Origin of the sequence: Geomonas propionica (assembly GCF_016458235.1) — a bacterium.
Lineage (GTDB): Bacteria > Desulfobacterota > Desulfuromonadia > Geobacterales > Geobacteraceae > Geomonas > Geomonas propionica.
Map to the genome: position 1 here is coordinate 1 of NZ_JAEMHK010000007.1, position 19,129 is coordinate 19,129.

The window sequence follows — 19,129 nt, forward strand, 5'->3', positions numbered from 1 at the left end:
TCACGGCAATCCTACTGTTTAGGTGCGACAGAAAACGTCTTAAAAAGCAATCTGCTGAAGATTAGCGCTAATCGGCTAAATTTATGCCTGACAGATGCAAGCAATTTGATGATATATGATCATCTTACCCCGGCAGGTTTAAGGGGCGGCGCAGCACTGAGGTGGCAATGACCAGAGTAAACGAGAACGAGGGGGGTGTTGCTAAGGCTGTGAGGTCCCGCTGGCCCTCGCTCTGTGCATTGTTGGCGCTTGGTGGCCTGTATGCGGCATTGCCTTCCTCTTTGCTGCTGGGCGGCCCGCGCTGGCTCCTTCTGGCTATCGTCTCCGTACTTGCAGTGCCACTTGTCGTCACGCATTACAAGGGGGCTCACGATACCAACCAAGTGATAGGGTTCCTTCTAAACGGCGTGGTGACGGCGACCATGATCATCTCGTTAGTCTTACTGATAAGAGCCCTGCCGCTTCACCTGGAAAAACCGCAAGAACTGCTGCAGTCCGCTGCGGCACTGTGGCTCCCCAATATCCTGGTCTTCGCTTCCTGGTACTGGAGGCTTGACGCCGGCGGCCCGCACCATCGAGCTCAACGCCAGGAACACCTCAATGGGGCATTTCTTTTTCCCCAGATGACATTGCCCCCTGAGAGGAAACACGCTGCAGGTTTGCATGAGTGGACACCGAATTTTGTGGATTACCTGTTCCTGGCCTTCAACACCTCGACAGCCTTCTCGCCGACCGATGTCCCCGTCCTGTCGCGTTGGGCCAAGGTTTTGATGATGCTGCAGTCGATGATCTCTTTGCTGGTGATAGCTCTGCTTGCGGCACGGGCGGTCAACATCCTGTGACATCCGGGAGTTGTAATGGAACCTCCAGATGCACCAGCCTTTTTCAGTGGAGGATCGAGATGGGCACGACTTTTAAGTTGGTTTCGGTCATTTCAGCGCTGCTGATCGTCGGTTGCGCCGGTAGCAGCGTAAAGCGAGGCCTGTACGAGGGAATAAAGGTGCAGAGGGACCTGCACGCAACTCCCTCGGAGAGAGCGGACCGCGGCGAGTCCCCCGATTACCAGAGCTACGAACGGATGAGAAAGGAGCGGCTGCCCCAGTGACTTTCGCGAAGGAAGGTAAAATGATCGAAAAATTCGATGGATTTCCTCCAGCTACGTTTCAATTTCTAAGAGGCCTATGCGATAACAACCCAAAAGAATGGTTCGAACTTCACAAGTCGGATTACCAGAATTATGTTCTGAAGCCTTTACAATCATTAGCCGCGGGTTTAGGACCATTGATGCTGAGCATCGATCCTGATATTGAAGTTACTCCCTCTTTAAACAAGACAATCGCAAGAATATATCGGGATACCCGGTTCTCTAAGGACAAGTCCCCATACAAAACAAGCCACTGGATTACTTTCAAGCGCTCAAAGATTGAGTGGGTAGATAAGCCGGCATTCTTTATTGAAATCTCGCCATATTCATACCGTTACGGAATGGGCTTTTACAGCGCCAGCCGCGAGACAATGGACAGATTCAGAAAAGGAATCGACTCGCATCCAGCAAAGTTTCTCTCTGCAACTTCATTCTTCAAAAAGCAACGTGTTTTCAGTATTGAAGGGGACGAATACAAGCGGCCGCTGAAACCGGATCTTCCCGAGGAACTGCAACGTTGGTACAACAGAAAAAATCTTTATCTGGTCAGCAACAGGCAAGTAGAGGGAGGCAGCATTGAACAGGAAATATTCTCAGAATTAGTAAGCGGGTTCCAGACCATCGCTCCGTTCTATGAGTATCTGCGCAAAGTGGCGACGTATTGAGGTGCACGACGTGGCCCTTGGGCATCGACTGGGGCTGGAAGACGCCGCTATGGTCAAGGCGTGGACTGGTGGATGGGAAAATTGAAACAATCAAAAAGACGACAACAGATGGGGAGTTTGCCTCTCACAGACTGAAAACCGGAGCTCCTCGCGGGAGACTCCGGTTTTTTTATGCAGATTACTTCGCCAGCTCTGTCAGCGCCAGTTGCGCCATGATTCCGTGCACCTTTTCGGTGGGATGAATGCCGTCCCAGAAGATGAAGGTGTCGGGCTTGCTACAGACGTACGGAGGCGAGCCGGGTGTCAGGCAGGGGGTATTGACGACGCTCAAACCGAAACCTGCGGGGGCGCTGACGAGTTCGCCGAGCTTGTCATAAAAACTCACCCGCACCACCTGCAGGTCGGATAGTTGGGCCAACATCGACGACAGCATATAGTCGAGGAGGAAGTTGTAATACTGAGACAACTGGTGCGCGGCAGCCGCGGCCCCCGGCATCGCTTGGTCCGTGGCGATGAGCGCCGGGGTGAGCGAAAGGTCCGGGGCGTTGCATATCAGGAACTTCCTGGCCCCGGCATTGTAGAGAGCGACTATGTTCCGCTGCAGCGAGCTAACCGCCTGCTCAACGATGGCCGGGTCCTGTGCCTCCAGGGCGTCCCGGATGTCGTTGCTGCCGAATTCCACTACATAGAGTGCGTTCTGCGGTGCTTGGCCGTCGAACACGTTGAGGAAGGTGGTGACCTCGAAGGTGATCGTCGCCTCACCTGCCTTGTCATGCGCCCTGGCGCCACCGACGGCATAGTTGGTCGCATTGAGCCCGAGCTGCCGGAATGCAGGCCGGGTGTTCCCCGAGAGGGAGTATTGCCGCGCGAGTTGCTCCACCCAGGTCGCACCGTTACTGAAGTGGTGCCCGCCCCGCGCATACGGCATTTCAGGGACCAGGAGTTGGTCCAGCAACGGGTAGGGAGGGGTGTTCGACGTCCCCAGAAAAACGAAAGCGTTACCGGGATCGGAAAGGCTGTCGCCGAACACTACAATGCGGTCGAAGGACGTCTGCGCCGAGGCCCATGCCGGCACCATGAGCACGAGGGCCAGCAAAAGCCCCAGAATCGTCCACCTCTTGTTGTGGATCTTGGCCATAGAATCCTCCTTTGTAGTCACTGCAAAGTGAAACCAGCCAAGGAACGTATTCCTGCGCCTCTTGTCATCCCTCCTTTCCGCAGGTGTAACGACAACAAGTGTAAGGCTTTCCGTCATATCTTCAAGTCATCCCACCTTCAACCGCCACCCGGGCCATACCGGAAGCAGCGTTCAGGACGCGCTGCTCTCGCACTTCGACTTTGACAGGAATGACGCATGTCTATATATTGCGATTATTTACCGGGTCAAATGAGATTCACCTATGCGCGCCGCTTTTCTCGGGCGGAGGCGAGGAGGATGGATGTTGACGGGATGATCTGGTGCGATTTCAATCTTCAGGAGGCAGTTGCAATGTTATTTCGTTACCTTTCGTCGCTGTTGCTCTTTCCCCTTCTCGCAGGCTGTGCCATCGGTGTGCCGCAAAATCGACAAGAGTTCGTGACCATGTACAAAGACGCCAAGATTTTCGGCAAGGCGGAGCATTTCACCATCAACCGGCCCGCCAAAGCGGTCACCGCCGACGTGAAGGCGTTCGCTCAGAAGTGCCTCAACGTCCGGGTAGTAGACCCGCCCAACTACGCCCTCAAGGAAACAGGAGGTTCGACGACTTTCCGTCCCAAAGTTGAGACGGCCGGCAAGGAGATGACGACGCTTTCGCTGCAGGAGGAGTATAACGACCATCAGATGTCTGGCGCGCCCGTGGAGGGGCTCTACACCTTGGTGGCAGAGATGCGCCCGGCAGGGAAAGGCAGGACGGAGCTGGACATCTACCACGCCAGGCGGGGCAAGATCGCTGATCCGCTCAAACAGTGGGCCGAAGGCGACAAGTGCGCCTGCCCGTCCCTCAATCGAGGCTGGTAAGAAAGAGTGGTATACTCATCCGTCAAGAGCGGACTGTCACAGAGACATGATGTCATGAAGGAGGGGGAATGGACCTGAAGAACCTGCTGCTTGAAGTAACTGACAGCATCGCGACGGTGACGGTGAACCGTCCCTCGGCGATGAATGCCATGACGCCGGAGACCCTGGCGGAACTGCAACTTGTGGTCGCCGAGATCGAGCGTAACGACGAGGTGCGCGCCGCGATAATCACCGGGGCGGGCGCCAAGGCGTTTATCGCGGGCGCCGACATCGCGCTCATGCGGGATATGACCTCGACCCAGGCGCGGGAACTGGCGCTCATGGCCCATGGCATCTATGCGGCCATTGAACGATCGTCGAAACCGTTCATCGCTGCCGTCAACGGCTATGCCCTGGGCGGCGGCTGCGAACTGGCCATGGCCTGCGATATCCGCATCGCCTCCGACAACGCCCGCTTCGGCCAGCCCGAGATCAACATCGGCATCCTCCCCGGCTTCGGCGGCTCGCAGCGTCTCCCCAGGCTGGTCGGGAAGGGGCGGGCGCTCGAGATCATCCTCACCGGCGACATGGTCGATGCCGCGGAAGCGCTCCGTATCGGCCTGGTGAACCGGGTGGTACCGCAGGACGAGTTGCTGGACGAGGCGCGCAAGCTGGCGGCGAAGATCGCGTCCAAGGGGCGTGTGGCCATGAGGCTGTGCAAGGAGGCGGTGGTAAACGGACTGGAGATGGACCTGGTCCGGGCCTGCGCCTACGAAGCGGAACTCTTCGGCTACAGTTTCGCAACGGCCGACCAGAAAGAGGGGATGGGCGCCTTTCTGGAAAAGCGGGCGCCGGTTTTCCAGGACCGCTGATCGGCCGCGTGATCTGTGCGGGATCATGGCATGGCGTGACTGATATTCGAGGAGGGGGGATGATGTCGAACGAGGCGCAGACGCACCAGGAGAAGATTATCGAGCAATTCTCGCAGCAGGCGGTACCGTTCACGCAGGTGCCGGGGCATCACGACGCGATGCAGATCCTGCTGGAACTCTCCGGAACCGGCGCTGAGGATGAAGTCCTGGACGTTGCGTGTGGCCCGGGGATGGTCGCCTGCGAGTTCGCCAAACGCGCGCAGCATGTTACGGGAGTCGACATCACGCCGGCCATGATCGAGCAGGCAAGGCTGCGCCAAGAGGAGCAGCGGCTATCGAACCTCTCGTGGGAGGTCGGCAATGCCGTGCCGCTGGCGTACCCGGACAACTCGTTTTCCCTGGTGCTCACCCGCTACAGCTTCCACCATTTGCTGGATCCGCAGGCAGCCCTCTTCGAGATGATCCGCGTCTGCCGGCCGGGTGGCACGGTGATGGTGGCCGATGTCGCCATGCCTGCGGCAAAATCGGCGGCCTACGATCATCTGGAGCTGATCCGCGACCCTTCCCACACCCATGCCTTGACCGACGCGGAGTTCGAGTTGCTGTTCCAGCGCTCCGGCCTGGCCGACTGCCGCCGTAGCGCCTACGGCGTTGACATCGAGCTGGAAACGCAGATAAAGGCTTCCTTCCCCAAGCCCGGAGACGACCAGGTGATGAGGGAGATGGTGACCGCCGATGTGGGCGTCGACAGCTTAGGCATCAACGCCCGCGAGGAAGCCGGCCAGATCGTCTATACCGTGCCGATTGCTGTTTATGCGGGGAGGAAAAGGTAAAAGCGAGGTGGAGCTATTGGGTCAGGGCTGCGGCGTGTTTTTGTGTCAGCACCACGTAGTGGTCTAGAATATTTTTACGGAAGTTCTCTGGTACCTCATCCCATACCATCACGTCGACACGGAACGGCAAAGAGCTTTCCTCAAACGCCTCTTTCAGCGCAGTCACGCGTTCGCGCTGCGCACGCCCGATGAACAAAACCAAGTCCAGATCTGACGCGGGGCGGGACGTTCCTTTGACCCGTGAGCCGTAGGCCCATACTTCGGTGTCCGGAATGTAGCTGCTGAGCAGAGTCAGAACGGACTCACGCTGGTCCGGTGTGATATCTATAGAGGCCACTATTCCCACGTAGCACCAGTCATGGTCTCGTAAAGGTCAATGGCATCCTCGATGAAATCCCCCATCAGCTTCAGGCATTCTTCCGCTTTTTCCCCGCTGTAATCGTGGGAGGTGTCGACACGGGCCTGAGCGTATCCCAGCCACCTTTCCACCGAACGAAAGAGCTTATTCTCGAAGCCAAGGCGGAAAATGGGTTTGGGACTGTTGGGCACGTCAGGAAGGCCCAGTTCTTCCATTAAGTAACGCTTGAGGATCTTCCACAGGCAGTCATAGCAGGTCTCAAAGCGGTGTACGACCGATTCCGCCAGCGCCTCCCTGTCCAACTCGGGAAGGTTGCGCTCACTAGAGCTGCTGTAATTTGCAAATTGCAGCTCAAGATGCTTGAGTGACTTATTGAATTTATCGTAATCGATCACGCACAACCTCCATGACCATCCATCATCTTTGCCATTACTTGGCCTTGTCCAGGCGATCTCAAATGCTGCTGCAGATTCTTTAGTGCTCCGCTTATTGGCACGCCCGGAAAGCTACTGTAACTTAGCAGGTTTTTTGAGGTTATTCCAGTCAATATCTAGGTCCTTGCCAGGCATCGATGATCGGCAGATTGTGCCCCGTCTCGCTTCCCTGCTGCTGGTGAGAATGTCTATCTAACAAACAAAGGGGGACCGCGCAATCGGGTCCCCCTTTTTATTTACTGTTATTTCTTCTTTACTGTTTGCCCAGCCTGTCTCTGCTGGTCTGCGCAGGAGTGACCCCGCTACTTGCTAGGCACACTCGGAGTAGCCGCAGACGCGGCAGACGGCGCAGCCGCCTTCGTGCTCGACGACACCGCCGCACTCGGGGCAGGCGCCCCTCTCGAACGACGGGGCCTCGATCACTTCAGCATGACCGGTGATGGCCAGGTGCGCCTGGATCGCTTTCGCGACGGCGTCGGCGCAGGAAAGGACCTTGTTGTCGCCGAAACCGCTCGGGCTGTGGCAGGAGATGCCGAGGAGCTGCTTCACGACCTGGCGCGCCTGCACGCCGCTTCTCCAGGCCAAGGACACCATGCGCCCGATGGCTTCGCTCTGGCTGGCTGCGCAGCCGCCCGCCTTGCCCATGGTGGTGAAGACTTCGAACAGGCCGCTGGCGTCTTCGTTGATGGTGATGTACAGCGGCCCGCAGCCGGTCTGCATCTGGTAGGTCCACCCTTTGAGCGCCTTGGGACGCTCGCGCTTGATGGCGCGCTTCTCTTCGGCGGTGAGCGCCACCGCGGCCTTGGGCTCTTCCTTCTTGCCTACGGAGAGGACCTGCTCGTCGCGGGAGCCGTCACGGTAGATGGTGACGCCCTTGCAGTTCATCTGGTAGGCGAGACGGTACACCTGCTCGACGTCGTCGATGGTAGCTTCCTGCGGGAAGTTCACGGTCTTGGACACGGCGTTGTCGGTGTGGCGCTGGAAGGCCGCCTGCATGGTGATGTGCTCTTCCGGCGTGATGTCGTGGGCGGTGACGAATACCTCACGCACATCCTCGGGGATGGCGCTGATGTCCTGCACGGTGCCGTGCTCGGCGATCCTCTGCATCAGCTCCTCGGAGTAGAAGCCCTGCTCCTTGGCGATTTTTTCGAAGAGCGGGTTCACTTCGACCAGGATGTTCTTGTCCATCACCTGGCGCACGAAGCTGACCGCGAAGAGCGGCTCGACGCCGGAAGAGGCGTTGGCGATGATGGAGATGGTGCCGGTCGGCGCGATGGTGGTGACCGTCGCGTTCCTGATCGGATCGCCGCCCGGGACGTCGTAGATGCTACCCTTGAAGTTGGGGAAGGAGCCACGGGACTTGGCAAGCTCGCGGGAGGCGATTTTCCCTTCCTCGTTGATGAACTGCATCACCTTCTCGCCCAGTTCCGCGGACTCCTCGGAGCCGTAGGGGATGCCGAGCATGATCAGCATGTCGGCCCAACCCATGACGCCCAGGCCGATCTTGCGGTTGGAGCGGGTCATCTCGTCGATCTGCGGCAGCGGGTAGTTGTTCACCTCGATGACGTTGTCCAAAAAGTGCACGGAGGTGCGCACGGTCTCTTTCAGCTTGTCCCAGTCTACCTTGCCGTGGACCACCATCTTCCCCAGGTTGATGGAGCCCAGGTTGCAGGACTCGTACGGGAGAAGCGGCTGCTCCCCGCAGGGGTTGGTCGACTCGATCTCGCCGATGTGCGGGGTCGGGTTGTCCTTGTTCAGGCGGTCCAGGAAGATGATGCCCGGCTCGCCGTTCTCCCAGGCCTGCTTCACGATGCGGGCGAACACCTTGCGCGCGTTCAGCGTGCCGGCCGGCTTCTTGTCACGCGGGTTGAATATGGTGTAGTCCTTGTCCGCGTCGACCGCCTTCATGAACTCCTCGGTGATCCCCACCGAGATGTTGAAGTTGTTCAGCTGGCGCTGGTCGTTCTTGCACATGATGAAGTCCATGATGTCGGGATGGTCGACACGCAGGATCGCCATGTTCGCGCCGCGGCGGGTGCCGCCCTGCTTGATGGTCTCGGTGGCGATGTCGAAGACGCGCATGAACGAGAGGGGGCCGCTGGAGATGCCGGTGGTGGACATGACCACGTCGTTGGCCGGGCGCAGGCGCGAGAAGGAGAAGCCGGTGCCACCGCCGGATTTGTGAATCAGCGCGGTGTTCTTGACGGATTCGAAGATTTCCTCCATGCTGTCGCCCACCGGCAGTACGAAGCAGGCGGAAAGCTGCCCCAGTTCGCGGCCCGCGTTCATCAGGGTCGGGGAGTTGGGGAGGAACTCGAAGTTGGTCATCATGCTGTAGAACTTGTCCGACAGCGCGGAGATGTCCGCCTTCTTGTCGAACACGGAGTCCGCCTGCGCGATCGCGGTCGCCACGCGGCGGAACATGTCGGAGGCAGTCTCAAGGGGATTCCCGGCCTGGTCCCTCTTCAAATAACGCTTCTCGAGCACCGTCAGTGCATTCTTAGTGAGACCCGGGATCTGACCCTTCTCGACTGTTTTCTTCATAACCTTTTGTCCTCCTTGAGATATTCAACATGTAGCCATGTCATTTGCTTGGATCCCTACATTTTGTGGGCGGCCAGAAATAAACCACAAGATGTATGATGAAGTCAAGCGTTAATAGATTAAAATTCCGGGCCGTAATAAAAATCGAAATTGCCGCTATTTACACCGCTCGCCCATTTACAAGGGGGGCGCCGCTGTGATATTAATGTCGGGTTAATTTTTCTGCCGGGAGCCTCCATGACCCAGTGTGATTGCAACAGCGAAAAAGAGTCGCTCGAGTCCCAAGTAAAGGCGCTCAAGGACCTCATCGAGGTAGCCAAAGCCGTGGTGTCCACGCTCGACCTGGACACGGTGCTGCAGGCCATCCTCACCTCTGCGATGAGATTCGCCGAAACCCCCGCCGGTAGCGTCGCGCTCTACTACGACGCCAAGCGCGAGCTGAGCCTGCACGCGCACTCGGGGCTGACGGCGGACTTCGTGAAGAAGGAGCGCTGGGAGGTGAGTGCCGGCGGGCTGACCGAGCAGGTGCTCCGGGCGGGGGAGATCTTCTATATTGAGGACACCGAGGAGACCCCCTTCTTCAACAACCCGATCGCCCTCAACGAAGGGATCCGTTCGCTGGTCTGCGTGCCGCTCATTTTCCAGGAGCGCATCGTGGGGATCCTCTACCTGGACGATTTCGCCCCCAGGCAGTTCGACCGGGAGAAGCTGAACCTTCTTTCCATCCTGGCTTCCTTTGCCGCCATGGCGATTCACAACGCCACGCTGCATAAGCAGACCAAGCTCTTGGCCATCACCGATGCGCTCACCGGGCTGCACAACCACCGCTACTTCAAGCAGTACTTCCGGCAGGAGATGGCGCGCGCCAAGCGCTATCACAAGCCGTTTTCCATCATCATGATGGACGTGGACGACTTCAAGTCCTACAACGACACCTACGGCCACGCCAGCGGCGACCGCCTCCTGGAGCTGATGGGGGAGCTGATCCTGCAGACCATCCGCAACGTGGACGTCGCCTTCCGTTACGGCGGAGAGGAGTTCATCGTGCTCCTGCCGGAGACGCGGCTGGAGCAGGCCGTCCTGGCGGCGGAGCGCCTGCGTGACAGCGTGCAAAACGGCACGGCCGCCAGGCTGGTGGAGGGGACCAATCGCGGCGTGACGGTGAGTGTCGGGGTGGCGAGCTATCCCGAGAACGCGGACAAGATGGACGAGTTGTTCAACATCGTGGACTCCCTGCTCTACCTGGCCAAGCGCTGCGGCAAGAACAAGGTGTACCACCAGGAAAGCCTCCAGATCCCGACCACATGAAAAGAAAACTCTTTGCCCTTATCTGCGGTGGGCCGCTTCTGGCGGCCCTTTTGCTTCCCACCTTCGCCAAGGCTTCGGCCTTCGCTAAAGCTACGGCCGACAAGTCGGCTGACACGTCCGCCTTCGCCAAGGCTTCGGCCTTCGCCAAGGCTACGGCCGACAAGTCGGCTGACGGTGCTCGCGTCGTTGTCGCTGCGGCGGGAGAGGCGACGGCTCCAACTGCCACGGCTCCAACTGCTACGGCTCCGGTTGCTGCACAGACGATACTCCTGCGGCTCGAGGCGCCCTTCAAACCGCAACTCTCCTACGGGGACCAACTGCTCTCGGAGGATACGGTCTGGCGCGGGGAGGTGCTGGTGGAGGGAGCGGTCACGGTGGCTCCACAAGCGACACTGACCGTGGAACCGGGGACGGTGGTCCGCTTCAAAAAGAGTGAGGGGCACAACCCTACCTTGGTGGTGCAAGGACGCATCGCCGCTTCCGGTACCAAAGAGGAGCCCATCCGCTTTACCTCGAACTTCGTCACTTCGGCGGCGGGGGACTGGCTGGGAATCACGCTCCTCGGCAGCGAAAAGAAGAACGTCCTGGAGAACTGCCGCATCGATGGAGCGCAGACCGGGCTTGAGGCACTCTTCTCCAACCTGAACCTGAACGGGGTGCGCGCCGAGCGCTGCGTCACCGGGATGCGTTTCCAGGATGCCCTGGTGCAGATGGAAGCCGGCGGCGCGTCGGACTGCGATGCAGGTCTGGTCTTCGCCAACAGCGAAGCGACCCTGCGCAGCCTGAACCTGATCGGCAACCGCGCGGGGATCTCGGCCCAGAAGAGCTCCATCTACCTGCAGGACGCGAGTCTCGCCATGAACCGCTCCGCTCTTTCCTGTGACAACTGCCGGGTGAAGCTTGCCGGCGGCGCGGTGCTCGACAACGGGCGCGGCGTGACCCTGCTGGAGAGCGAGGGGGGTGTGAGCGGTGTGAAGCTCGCGCGCAACAGCGATTATGGTCTCTCCCTGACCGGGTCGCGGGTCCGCGTGGAGGGGAACCTGATCACCGGCAACGGCACGCAGGGCGTGCTCGTTTTCGACGGCGCGGCCGTGGCCTGGAACAACACCATCAGCGGCAACAGCGGGTACGACATCTATAATGCCGGGACCGAGGAGTTCCGCGCCCCCAACAACTTCTGGGGCGAGAACGGTCCCAGGATCTACGACAACGGCGGCCGCGGCAAGGTCGGCTTCGCGCCACAGCTCAAAACGGCGCCAAAACAGTAAAGGCGCGGTTCTAGGTTCTACGTTCTATGTTCTACGTTAGAACCTGGAACCGGCAATGCAGGTTCCTTTGAAATATCACCCAGAACCTGCGTTTAAGCAGTTAACTTAGAACGTAGAACATAAAACGTAGAACATGCTTTAAGGGAGTTAAGATGACACGCACAAACGGCCGCGCGGCCGACGCACTGAGAGATGTAAAAATCACCCGCAACTACCTCAAACACGCCGAAGGGTCGGTCCTGATCGAGTTCGGCGACACCAAGGTCATCTGCAACGCGACCGTCGAGGCGAAGGTGCCCTCGTTCCTGAAAGGGAAGGGGACCGGCTGGGTGACCGCCGAGTACTGCATGCTGCCGCGCGCGACCCACACCCGCAACCAGCGCGAGTCCTCGAAGGGGAAACTCTCGGGACGCACCCACGAGATCCAGCGCCTGATCGGCCGGTCCCTGCGCGCGGTGGTGGACATGGAGAAGCTCGGTGAGCGTTCCATCCTCATCGACTGCGACGTCATCCAGGCCGACGGCGGCACCCGCACCGCTTCCATCACCGGCGCCTACGTGGCCCTGGCCGACGCCCTGCAGACCCTGGTGAAAAAAGGCGAACTGGCAGAGAGCCCGTTGCGCGAGGCGGTGGCCGCGGTGAGCGTGGGCATCATCGACGGCGCTCCCTTCCTCGATCTCGACTACCCCGAGGATTCCAACGCCGAGGTGGACATGAACTTCGTGATGACCTCCTCCATGCGTTTTGTCGAGGTGCAGGGGACCGCCGAGGCGGAGCCGTTCACCATCGAGCAGATGGACGCCATGCGCAGCCATGCCATGCTCGGGCTCTCCCGGCTCTTCGAACTGCAGCGGGAGGCGCTGCAGGCATGAAAGAGCTCCTGGTCGCCTCGGGGAACAAGGGGAAGTTGAAGGAGTTCGCGGAACTTCTGCGCGGGGTGGTGGAGACCATCCTCTCTCCCGCTGATTTTCCGGACCTGCCGGAGGTGGTGGAGGACGGCGACACCTTCGAGGCCAACGCCATCAAGAAGGCGCTCTCTGCCGCCAGGTTCACCGGTAAGCCGGTGTTGGCCGACGATTCCGGGCTGTGCGTCGACTACCTGGGCGGGCGTCCCGGCGTCTTCTCGGCGCGCTTCGCCGGCGAGCAGGCCAGCGATGCCGACAACAACGCGCTCCTTTTGAAGGAGCTGGCCGGCGTGCCGCGTAAGGAGCGCACCGGCGCCTTTCACTGCGTCATCGCGCTTTGCCTGCCCGACGGGACCTGTCAGAGCTTCGACGGCATGTTGGCCGGAGAAATCCTGGAGGCGCCGCGCGGAGAGGGGGGCTTCGGGTACGACCCGCTGTTCCTGGTCCCCGAGTACGGGCAGACCTTCTCCGAGCTCCCCATGGAGGTCAAGAACGCCATCAGCCACCGCGGTCGGGCCATGCAGATGCTCAAAGAGGCGTTGTCCTCACAACAGGGGTAAAGGCGAAACTCTTAACGCAAAGACGCAGGACGCGAAGATAGGTAAAGGTCCTGAGGCAAAGGCGAAAAGCGAAAGACTGTATTTAACGCAAAGCCGCCAAGCCGCAAAGGGTGAAGCAAAGGCATAAACGTGGTTGGAAAGCAGAGACAAAGATTCCAAGGGACAAGACAAAGTACTCCTGGTTGTCTTTGCGGCTTTGCGTTAAATTTTGAGGGCTTTTCAAGAGCTTAAAAAATGCTGCGTGGGCTCAAAAAAAGGGCTTGCACGGCATCAGAGGCTGTGCTATAAACGTGGTTCTTGAATCGGGGTGTAGCGCAGCCTGGCTAGCGCACCTGCCTTGGGAGCAGGGGGCCGGAGGTTCGAATCCTCTCACCCCGACCACTCATTGCAGGCTCTACTTCTGCGCCTGTAGCTCAGTTGGATAGAGCAACGGCCTTCTAAGCCGTAGGTCAGAGGTTCGAACCCTCTCAGGCGTACCACAATTGAATATGGTGGGTATGGTGAAGCGGTTAACACAAACGACTGTGACTCGTTCATACGTGGGTTCGAATCCCACTATCCACCCCAACCTATAAAAGCCAACCCCGTTAACCGCGGGGTTTGCTGTTTCAGCCGTCCGATTTTGCGAGAGTGGCGGAATTGGCAGACGCACCAGACTTAGGATCTGGCTCCTCACGGAATAGGGGTTCAAGTCCCCTCTCTCGCACCACCAGTTAAATCAAAGGGTTATCCTGTAACGGGGTAGCCCTTTACTTGTTCTAGCTTTGGTTGTGTAACCGCTAGTGTAACCTCTAATTCCTGCTGCACGCTGACGAATCCTGCTGAATCCTGCTAACGAGTTCCCCTTATAGATCAATGACCGTGAACGGTGGTGAACATCAATCACTTTCGCGGCAACTCACAGGGGGATACCGAATGAAGACCATTATGAAGCGTCAGGACGTGGTTGCAGCAACGGGATTGTGCTACACGAGCATCTACAACAAGGAGAAAGCTGGTGAGTTCCCGGCTAGGCGCAAGTTGTCGGCAAGAAGCGTAGGTTGGATACGCCAAGAAGTGGAAGCTTGGATAGAAGGGTTGCAGCGGGTAGAGCAAGTAGCGCAGGCTTAAGCCTGGAGAACTGACCTTCCTTAGCAGGAGGGTTTTGTTCTGGACTATAACTATCCTATTGGTGTAGTACCTGCTGCACTCCCGAATGCTGAAAATGCCCTGCTGCTGCGTGAGAGTGTCTGAGAAGATAACGCCTGCATGGTTCCCCGTAGGCCCTCCGTGCCGTGATCGGTACTCCTGATGCCCTTGGGTGTGTCAGGCTTGCGAGGATGCCCTGTGGCGGGTCCTTGGGTGCCGGTGCATACCGTGGTGAGGGTGGGCGGGTTAAAAGCCGTCGACCTGCGCTGGTGCAGTGCTCGTCATCGCGGGGACATCTATCTTGTTTCCTCAGCTATCAAGTATTACCGATGACTTGGAACGTGGGCTACCTATAGAACAAACACCGGGATCTACCTGATGTTATCTACTCTGGCGGCTACCCGTCCACTATCTGTCTTGTACCCTGGAAAGGCAGCTCAGGGATTACGCGCTAAACAATTGGTATCTAACGGAAATCCCTGTTTTGGTATCTATTCGTTTTCGAGCTAACCGGGCAACATCTGTCTTGTGCTGTCTAGGCCGCTAGGTACCGATACAGGGTGTCCCTGCTGATGCTCATGTCCTTGGCGACCTTGGCCTTAGACTCACCATTGGCAACCCTAAGCTTAATCTCCGCTATCCGTTCTGCGGTCATCTCTTGCTTGCGCCCCTTGTAGGCTCCATTGGCCTTAGCAATCTGCACACCTTCCTTCTGCCTCTCTCGGATCAGTGAACGCTCAAACTCTGCTACAGCGCCAAGCATGGATAGCAAGAGGTTCGCCATCGGGCTATCGTCACCCGTAAAGGTAAGCCCCTCCTTCTGGAATTGGACAACTACACCTTTGGCGGTCAACTCCTTCACTATGCCTCTAAGGTCATCAAGGTTCCTTGCGAGCCTATCCATGCTGTGAACCACTACCGTGTCACCCTTGCGAGCATGGAGCATCATAGCGGCTAACTGCGGTCTGTTGGTGTCCTTCCCTGATACCTTGTCCTCAAAAGTGATGTCTGTCTTGACACCTTCAAGTTGTCTATCCGTGTTCTGCATCACGCTTGATACTCTGATGTAGCCGATGTGCTGTCCTGACATTTGATGCCCCCTTGCCCGAGTAGTGTACGATTTGAATCTAAAATGTCAGGCGAAAGGTGTCAAAGCTTATTTTCGTACATGTAAATCTTACGCACGATTTGTACGACCAAGGTGTACGCCTAGGGTACACCCCAAATTGAGGCATGGCGTAAAGCTATAAAATCGGGAAAAGTTCATATTTGGATAATTGAGGGAGCGTACGCAATTGCGAGTGGACCTCCGGAGTGCCGTATAGTATTGCAAAACTCGGAGGTGATGTGAGAAGGAAACAGATAAGTCATTCAAAGCTTTACAACAGATGCCGTAGAGAACCCAAACCCGAATTCGTTCTCCATTGATCTGGTTCATCGGATAATCTGGCCGTTTTTGCATGAGGAGAACCACTGCTTGATGACGGATCGACGAAGTTAGACAAGCCATTTATCTGAACGAAACTTGTGGAACTCCATGGACGAACACAGCAAACGTCTCGGGGGCGGAAAGGGCACTAGCTTTCGCGCAAGAAGACTAATTGACCATTTTGGTCTTCGCTCTTTTTATCAAGCCTGGCTAGCAAATCTTCAGATATTGCATCGTTCAAATACCCAATCAGATCCGTCTTAGACACACAGAGGCTGGATGCTATCTCGCTCAACGACACCTTGTCGCAGATAAGTTCCAACGCCTGGTCAAATAGCGTCGGCTGCTCCTTGGCCCACTCTGTGCCCTCATCTTTGCGTTGGCCGCTTTGCGATATCGAAATAAAGGCCTTTCTCAACGAATGTTGGGATAGGACCCCCAGATTGTAAGCCCGGTAAACCAGGGCCTGGATCGACATCTTCCATCGGTGTTTCAACTTTTCAAAAGCTTCATAGTCCCATCGCCTCGGGCATTCCAGGATAAAGCTGTCCCTTGGAGCAAGAAAAGCCCCGGCAAAGCGGTCCGCTTCGTTTTCGGTAAGCGAACATCCCGGCGTGTGCTCCTCATGCAGGACCAGGTGCCCCAATTCATGGGCGGCATCAAACCTGGCCCTGCTGGCAGTCTTCCCTAGGGCCAGCATCACCCAAGGGCGCTTCCCCGCCCATACCGAAAAAGCGTCCACCTCAATGCAGCTATTGTAGATGGGTGTGACTATAATGCCTTTGCTCTCAAGGAGCCTAGTGATGTTCGGGATAGGACCCAGGCTCATGCCCCAGAACCTTCTCAATTCAGCTGCGATTATCTCTATATCCTCCATGCTCTTGGGCTGGAAAGATTGGAATCCCGAGACCTTCTCTTCGGGAAAGACAACCCCTTGTTGCTGAAGGAAATCGACGAATTCGATGAAAAAGTCACCTATGCGAACGCTTTGCTTTCTTTTAGCTTGGCTCACGGATCTCTTAGACCTGAAGTGGCACTGTCCCAGATTTATGTACCGTCTTCCTTCCTTCTTGGCGAAAAAACTAGGAGGGACGGAAAGCGCGAGTGAAATCCGCATCAACGTCTCTGTGTCAGGTCTGATGATACTTTTCTCTATTTGGGAAATTGCACTCGGGGTTTTATCCACCTTCTGGGCCAGGTCTTTTTTGGAGAAACCTTTCAACTCACGAGCATAGGTGATTCTTTCTGGGTCTATGAGCATGCTCATCGGTTTATCCTTTCAGTTGTTTTTATGCATCTGATTGAGCGCTCTGTACGGCCTTTGGCTCCAACATAAGAACGGGTATGGCCTCTGCCTCTTCTTCGAAAAATATATATTTAGGAGTTTCGAACGTCGTTGCGGATGTCTTGAAAAGGGAAACGGTTTCAGACCAATAATACCGGTCAGACGCTACATCCTTTTCTAGCTTGCCGATAAAAATCTCACTGAGGCCGATTTGCACGTCTGCGGCAATTCCGAGAACCACATTGTCAAATGCGACTCTTCTTTTTTGCGGGAAAAGTGGCAACTGGGCTTCATCGGCCAAAGCTTTGACCTTCTTGGCTGACCTTGGCAACAGGCCTTCTCCGCCTACCCGGTGGTGGTGGATGGTGGCGTTCCCGATGGAAAAGCAGAATTCATTCCCCTTGGGAGGTGTTATTATTGGGTTGTTCTCGATTTCAGAAGTTGCCTTGATCCTGTTCCAACTGTTCTTCCAAAGGTGGGTCCCAAAAGTCCAATTATCGTTGAAAGGGTCATCAGCGTGGGCTCGCAGGCACACTTCGACCGCTTCTGTAATTAGCGGAACTATGTATTGCGAGACATGAGGGACGAGATCTTTGAGGGACGCTATCCGGATCGATTGCATTGGTGATATCCTCCTTTTGTGCAACACGCCGTGATTATATGAAGTAAATCACAAAATGCAACATAAAAATTAAGTGAGAGCGGTCACCCCTGGTGGTAAGTTAAGTACCCGTCAAGCAAGGCCCCCTGTCACTGTCGCTTAAATCCACGGAATTTTTGGCTCAACAGATACCCCAAAAGTAGATATATGTTGGTACAAAAAATTTGTACCACATGATACGATTATGTGGTAAGGTGTTGGTACAAAAACGGGAGGCGGTCGTGCGCGTCAAAGCCATAGACAATAGTGTTTTTAAGATGTTGGAGTCAGAGAGGGATCGGTGTATCAGAGTCATCGAGAAGATCTTTTCCGAACTCGAAAACCTGCCGCGGGGATGCCTAGGGCAGCGGAAGGTTAAGAGCGGTGGCAAGGTATATATCTATTCTTGTCTGAAATATAGGGAGGGCGCTCAGGTCAAATTTGAGCACATTTCCGCTCAGCGAGCAGAGGAGTTGCGACCAGTGCTTGAGCGGAAAAAGAAGCTGCAGAACGATCTGAAGGCCAGCCGGAAGAGGGCGGCTACAATTAATCACATCCTCCAGAAAGGGTGAATGCTTTGGAAATAAAATTTGAGAAGAGTCCCTTCTTTGAGCAAGATGTAACCGAACTTCTCAGGGAGCTCTCGGGGATCGGTTTTTTCACGCATGGACTTCTGATCGGGAGTTGGCCGATGGTTGTGTATGCCGACCATTTCACTCTAATGTACGGCCTGCGGACAGGCGACATCGATTTTGCTGTGATCGGTGCCATGAGGGTGCCGCAGCCGCCCCCTGAAACCGTCCCGGAGGTCTTGGATCGGTTGGGGTATTCGCCGGTCCACGATTACGATGCTGGCATTGAAACCTTTCTGCATGGGGAATTCGAGGTCGAATTTTTAACTCATCGTAAAGGCGGTGGCCGCGGAGAGGGATCGGTCCTGATTCAGCCTTGGAAGGTGGCGGCCCAACCGCTACCTTTTATTGATCTTCTCTTCATCAGGCCGGCGACTATCGTGATTGAAGATTTTAGTATTTCCATTCCTTCGCCCGAGGCTTTGATGCTGCATAAGCTTATCATCGCCCAGCGTCGAACTGGGAAGGACAAAGAACTGAAAAAGGAAAAGGACCTGCAACAGTGTTCGGTTCTTGTCGAGGTGGCGCGCCCCGAAGAGGTCCAACAACTCCTAGCGGAATATAAGATGTCGCGTGAGGTTCAGCGGCAAATGGAAATGTCCTGTGAAGAGGCGGGAATAGCTGTGCCCGGCGGATTGCCTTGGCAGCGGTAGGCGAATCGACATGAGAGCGTCGATCAACTTCCTGAAGCTGGTTTATCCACCGATATTGAACCAGTGCGCGGAGTGGCTATGGGATGAGCCGGTGGTAAGGGGGGCAACGGCTCTTAAGGGTTTTCGTGGGCACTGGGGCAACTATCTATGGCAATTATCATAAGTGATATCCACGGCTGCCTCCTTAAGGTGCAGAAATTTCTAGCCCATGAGCCCCAAGAGCAGCACATATGTCTTGGAGACATAGTCGACAGTAGGGGGCGGAACAAGCTTACGTTTGAAGAGGAATTGGCCTGCCTAGATCTGCTCTTGAGTTCACCCACTATTCTCCTGTGGGGCAACCATGACTTGGCCTACCTGCCAGAACGGCCATGGCGATGTTACGGTAACTTCAGTGAGATGGCCTTTCGTGACCGATATCAAACTGCGAGAAACAAATTTACTGCGGCTTATGCGGCCGATGGTTGGCTCTGTACCCACGCTGGTGTAAGTC

General features: G+C 56.6%; 20 protein-coding genes, 4 tRNA genes and 1 pseudogene. 18 read left to right on the forward strand and 7 right to left on the reverse strand.

Translation table 11 applies throughout. From position 1 onward, the window contains the following. Positions 1-167: 167 nt before the first annotated feature. From JFN90_RS10405 to JFN90_RS10415, 3 genes are read left to right on the forward strand one after another with little or no spacing between them, the layout of a single operon-like run. Positions 168-842, forward strand: a complete 675-nt coding sequence (locus JFN90_RS10405) for a hypothetical protein (RefSeq protein ID WP_199395059.1) — start codon at positions 168-170, stop codon at positions 840-842. 59 nt (positions 843-901) lie between these two features. Next, a complete protein-coding gene (locus tag JFN90_RS10410; protein ID WP_199395060.1) occupies positions 902-1,105 on the forward strand; it encodes a hypothetical protein in 204 nt (67 codons plus the stop codon). A 20-nt stretch (positions 1,106-1,125) separates the two neighbouring features. After that, positions 1,126-1,809 carry a DUF2461 domain-containing protein gene (locus JFN90_RS10415; RefSeq protein WP_199395061.1) on the forward strand — a complete coding sequence of 228 codons (684 nt, stop codon included), beginning with the start codon at positions 1,126-1,128 and terminating at the stop codon, positions 1,807-1,809. Between the two features lie 178 nt (positions 1,810-1,987). Here JFN90_RS10415 and JFN90_RS10420 read toward each other — a convergent pair whose 3' ends face one another. Continuing rightward, a complete protein-coding gene (locus JFN90_RS10420; protein WP_199395062.1) occupies positions 1,988-2,947 on the reverse strand; it encodes an SGNH/GDSL hydrolase family protein in 960 nt (319 codons plus the stop codon). A 351-nt stretch (positions 2,948-3,298) separates the two neighbouring features. Here JFN90_RS10420 and JFN90_RS10425 point away from each other — a divergent pair, with 351 nt between their 5' ends. The 3 genes from JFN90_RS10425 (at position 3,299) to JFN90_RS10435 (ending at position 5,492) form a co-directional block, all read left to right on the forward strand. Continuing rightward, a complete protein-coding gene (locus JFN90_RS10425; protein ID WP_199395063.1) occupies positions 3,299-3,808 on the forward strand; it encodes a hypothetical protein in 510 nt (169 codons plus the stop codon). Positions 3,809-3,876: 68 nt separating this feature from the next. Then, the gene (locus JFN90_RS10430) at positions 3,877-4,659 is read left to right on the forward strand and encodes an enoyl-CoA hydratase-related protein (RefSeq protein WP_199395064.1); all 783 of its coding nucleotides are present in this window, start codon (positions 3,877-3,879) and stop codon (positions 4,657-4,659) included. A 59-nt stretch (positions 4,660-4,718) separates the two neighbouring features. Beyond that, on the forward strand, positions 4,719-5,492 hold the full coding sequence (locus JFN90_RS10435; protein WP_236018944.1) for a class I SAM-dependent methyltransferase: 774 nt from the start codon (positions 4,719-4,721) through the stop codon (positions 5,490-5,492). A gap of 13 nt (positions 5,493-5,505) precedes the next feature. Here the strand turns inward: JFN90_RS10435 and JFN90_RS10440 are convergent, their stop codons facing one another. The 3 genes from JFN90_RS10440 to JFN90_RS10450 all read right to left on the reverse strand — a co-directional run bounded on the left by JFN90_RS10440 (position 5,506) and on the right by JFN90_RS10450 (position 8,828). After that, positions 5,506-5,829 (reverse strand): nucleotidyltransferase family protein, encoded by a 324-nt coding sequence (locus JFN90_RS10440; protein WP_328755553.1) that lies wholly within the window; start codon positions 5,827-5,829, stop codon positions 5,506-5,508. Next, positions 5,829-6,245 carry a nucleotidyltransferase substrate binding protein gene (locus JFN90_RS10445; RefSeq protein WP_199395065.1) on the reverse strand — a complete coding sequence of 139 codons (417 nt, stop codon included), beginning with the start codon at positions 6,243-6,245 and terminating at the stop codon, positions 5,829-5,831. Before JFN90_RS10445 ends, JFN90_RS10440 begins: the two co-directional genes overlap by 1 nt. 348 nt (positions 6,246-6,593) lie before the next feature. Further along, positions 6,594-8,828, reverse strand: coding sequence for a vitamin B12-dependent ribonucleotide reductase (locus JFN90_RS10450; RefSeq protein ID WP_199395066.1), 2,235 nt, complete (start codon positions 8,826-8,828; stop codon positions 6,594-6,596). Between the two features lie 237 nt (positions 8,829-9,065). On the opposite strand from JFN90_RS10450, the gene JFN90_RS10455 reads away from it, so the two are divergent. From JFN90_RS10455 to JFN90_RS10495, 9 genes are all read left to right on the forward strand, one after another. Further along, entirely contained in the window at positions 9,066-10,136 is a 1,071-nt protein-coding gene (locus JFN90_RS10455; RefSeq protein WP_199395067.1) for a sensor domain-containing diguanylate cyclase, read from the forward strand. Then, positions 10,133-11,404, forward strand: coding sequence for a right-handed parallel beta-helix repeat-containing protein (locus tag JFN90_RS10460; protein ID WP_236018946.1), 1,272 nt, complete (start codon positions 10,133-10,135; stop codon positions 11,402-11,404). The genes JFN90_RS10455 and JFN90_RS10460 overlap by 4 nt, the downstream gene beginning before the upstream one ends. A 152-nt stretch (positions 11,405-11,556) precedes the next feature. Beyond that, positions 11,557-12,276: a ribonuclease PH gene (gene rph, locus JFN90_RS10465; protein WP_199395068.1), complete on the forward strand. Its 720-nt coding sequence runs from the start codon at positions 11,557-11,559 to the stop codon at positions 12,274-12,276. Next, a complete protein-coding gene (locus tag JFN90_RS10470) occupies positions 12,273-12,869 on the forward strand; it encodes an XTP/dITP diphosphatase (RefSeq protein ID WP_199395069.1) in 597 nt (198 codons plus the stop codon). Before rph ends, JFN90_RS10470 begins: the two co-directional genes overlap by 4 nt. Positions 12,870-13,172: 303 nt before the next feature. Continuing rightward, positions 13,173-13,250 (forward strand) — tRNA-Pro (locus JFN90_RS10475). A gap of 21 nt (positions 13,251-13,271) precedes the next feature. Next, positions 13,272-13,348, forward strand: a tRNA-Arg gene (locus JFN90_RS10480). Positions 13,349-13,360: 12 nt separating this feature from the next. After that, positions 13,361-13,436 (forward strand) — tRNA-His (locus JFN90_RS10485). Positions 13,437-13,493: 57 nt separating this feature from the next. Next, positions 13,494-13,578 (forward strand) — tRNA-Leu (locus JFN90_RS10490). 206 nt (positions 13,579-13,784) lie between these two features. Further along, positions 13,785-13,979, forward strand: coding sequence for a helix-turn-helix transcriptional regulator (locus JFN90_RS10495; protein ID WP_199395070.1), 195 nt, complete (start codon positions 13,785-13,787; stop codon positions 13,977-13,979). Between the two features lie 553 nt (positions 13,980-14,532). On the opposite strand, the gene JFN90_RS10500 is transcribed toward JFN90_RS10495, so the two are convergent. The 3 genes from JFN90_RS10500 to JFN90_RS10510 form a co-directional block, all read right to left on the reverse strand. Next, positions 14,533-15,087 carry a recombinase family protein gene (locus tag JFN90_RS10500; protein WP_199395071.1) on the reverse strand — a complete coding sequence of 185 codons (555 nt, stop codon included), beginning with the start codon at positions 15,085-15,087 and terminating at the stop codon, positions 14,533-14,535. 487 nt (positions 15,088-15,574) lie between these two features. Continuing rightward, entirely contained in the window at positions 15,575-16,693 is a 1,119-nt protein-coding gene (locus JFN90_RS10505) for a helix-turn-helix domain-containing protein (protein ID WP_199395072.1), read from the reverse strand. 22 nt (positions 16,694-16,715) lie between these two features. Beyond that, a complete protein-coding gene (locus tag JFN90_RS10510) occupies positions 16,716-17,333 on the reverse strand; it encodes a hypothetical protein (protein ID WP_199395073.1) in 618 nt (205 codons plus the stop codon). Positions 17,334-17,593: 260 nt separating this feature from the next. Here JFN90_RS10510 and JFN90_RS10515 point away from each other — a divergent pair, with 260 nt between their 5' ends. The 3 genes and pseudogenes from JFN90_RS10515 to JFN90_RS22630 form a co-directional block, all read left to right on the forward strand. After that, on the forward strand, positions 17,594-17,923 hold the full coding sequence (locus tag JFN90_RS10515) for a hypothetical protein (protein WP_199395074.1): 330 nt from the start codon (positions 17,594-17,596) through the stop codon (positions 17,921-17,923). Positions 17,924-17,928: 5 nt separating this feature from the next. Beyond that, positions 17,929-18,636, forward strand: a complete 708-nt coding sequence (locus JFN90_RS10520; protein WP_199395075.1) for a GSU2403 family nucleotidyltransferase fold protein — start codon at positions 17,929-17,931, stop codon at positions 18,634-18,636. Between the two features lie 147 nt (positions 18,637-18,783). Further along, positions 18,784-19,125, forward strand: a pseudogene (locus tag JFN90_RS22630) (metallophosphoesterase); the annotation flags it as partial. Positions 19,126-19,129 lie beyond the last annotated feature (4 nt).